Genomic DNA, 2,285 nt, shown 5'->3' on the forward strand with positions numbered 1-2,285 from the left:
CCAGCAAGCCCGAGCGCCTGTTCATGAGGGTGTCCAGCTCCTCGGCGTCGTAGCCGTGGTTCCGCATGAGGTGGGTGACCACGGAGGGGTCCAGGTCGCCGGAGCGGGTGCCCATCACCAGGCCGGCCAGCGGGGTGTAGCCCATGGAGGTGTCCACGGAGACGCCGTCGCGGATGGCGGTGGCGGAGGCGCCGTTGCCCAGGTGCAGCACCACGGCCCGGAACTCCCCCCGCGGGATGCCCAGATGCTCCGCGGCGAGGCCGGTGACGAGGTCGTGGCTCGTGCCGTGGAAGCCGTAGCGGCGGATGCCGTGCTCCGTGTAGACCTCGTCCGGCAGGGCGTACTGCCAGGCCTCGCGGGGCATGGTCTGGTGGAACGAGGTGTCGAACACGACCACCTGGGGCATGTCCGGCCAGCGTTCGGCCATGGCGCGCAGCCCCTGGGCGGCGGCGGGGTTGTGCAGCGGGGCCAGCGGGGCGAGGCGCTCGATCGCGCGGATCACCTCGTTGGTCACCCGGGCCGGGGCGGTGAACCGCTCGCCGCCGTGGACCACGCGGTGGCCGGCGGCGTCGATGGTGCGCCCGCCGGTCGCCTCGGCCAGCTCGGCCTCCACCTGCTCTAGGGCGGCGGCGTGGTCCGGCACGCCGGAGCCGGGGACGCCGATGCGCTCCACCAGGCCCTGGGCGAGGACGGGCACCGGGGCGTCCGTGCCGTCGTCGGCCAGCTCACGGAGCTGGTACTTCAGGGACGACGAGCCGGAGTTGATGACAAGGACGAGCACGGGGGACTCCTTCCGGGGCGTCAGCCCTGGGCCTGGGCCTGGATGGCGGTGATGGCGACGGTGTTGACGATGTCCTCCACGGTGGTGCCGCGGGAGAGGTCGTTGACGGGCTTGTTCAGGCCTTGCAGCACGGGCCCGACGGCGACCGCCCCGGAGGACTGCTGGACGGCCTTGTAGGTGTTGTTGCCGGTGTTCAGGTCCGGGAACACGAACACGGTGGCCTGGCCGGCCACCTCGGAGCCGGGCATCTTCGAGGCCGCGACGGAGGCGTTGACGGCGGCGTCGTACTGCAGCGGGCCCTCCACCTTCAGCTCGGGGGCACGCTCCCTCACGAGCTCCGTGGCGGCGCGGACCTTGTCCACGGACTGCCCGGAGCCGGAGGCGCCCGTGGAGTAGGAGAGCATGGCGACGCGCGGGTCCACCCCGAACTGGGCGGCGGTGGCCGCGGACGCCACGGCGATGTCCGCGAGCTGCTGCGCGTCCGGGTCCGGGTTCACGGCGCAGTCGCCGTACACGAGGGCGCGGTCCGGCAGCAGCATGAAGAACACCGATGAGACGATCGAGACGCCCGGCTTCGTCTTCACGAACTCCAGCGCGGGGCGGATGGTGTTGGCGGTGGTGTGGGCGGCGCCGGAGACCATGCCGTCCACGTCGCCCAGGTGGACCATCATCGTGCCGAAGTAGGCGCCCTCCTGCATGACCTCGCGGGCGCGCTCGGCGTCCACGCCCTTGTGGGCGCGCAGCCGGGCGTACTCCTGCGCGTAGCGCTCCAGGTCCGGGGAGTCGGCGGGGTCCACGAGCTCGATCCCGCTCAGGTCCACGCCCTCGCGGGAGGCCAGCTCCCGCACGGCGGCGGCCGGGCCGAGCACCACGAGGTCGCAGACGTCGCGGCGCTGGAGGATCTCGGCGGCGCGCAGCACGCGGGCATCCTCGCCCTCGGGCAGTACGATCCGGCGGCGGTCCGCGCGGGCGCGGGAGATCAGCTCGTGCAGGAAGCGCAGAGGGGTGACGACGTCGGTGCGTGGCAGGTCGAAGCGGGCCAGCAGCTCGTCCCCGTCCACGCGCTGGTGCCAGGTGCCCAGGGCGGCGGCGGTCTTGCGGGGCTGGGCGCTGGAGAGCTCGGAGCGCACCCGGGAGACCTTCGCGGCGGTGGTGAACGTGTCGTCGTGGGTGACGAACACGGGGAAGGCCGCGCCCAGGTAGAGCCGCTGGAGCTGGCGGTTCGGGAGGATGCCGTTGGTGAGGATCATGCCGGAGGGGGTGGGGAAGTCCGGGGTCAGCGAGGAGGCCACGGTGGCCAGGATCGCGTCGGAGCGGTCGCCGGAGACGATCACGAGCGCGCCCTCGCGCAGGACCTCGAGGAAGTTGCCGCCCTCCATGGAGACGGCCTTGACCTCGGCGACGTCGCGGTCCAGCGTCTCCTGCCCGGCCATCTGCTCGAGCCCGAGCGCGTCCGCCACCTCGGCCACCGAGGGGTGCGCGAGCTCGGTCAGCTCGGGCAGCA

General features: G+C 73.0%; 2 protein-coding genes. Both read right to left on the reverse strand.

The features are described 5' to 3' along the window. Positions 1-781, reverse strand: a 781-nt coding sequence (locus ACFWJO_RS37985; RefSeq protein WP_386872705.1) for an acetate/propionate family kinase, incomplete at its 3' end; no start/stop codon positions are given. Between the two features lie 20 nt (positions 782-801). Beyond that, positions 802-2,285: phosphate acetyltransferase (pta, locus tag ACFWJO_RS37990; RefSeq protein WP_386872707.1), on the reverse strand; the 1,484-nt coding region annotated here is incomplete at its 5' end.

The sequence above is a fragment of the Streptomyces sp. NPDC127092 genome, assembly GCF_042722475.1.
In the GTDB taxonomy this organism is placed as follows: Bacteria; Actinomycetota; Actinomycetes; order Streptomycetales; family Streptomycetaceae; genus Streptomyces.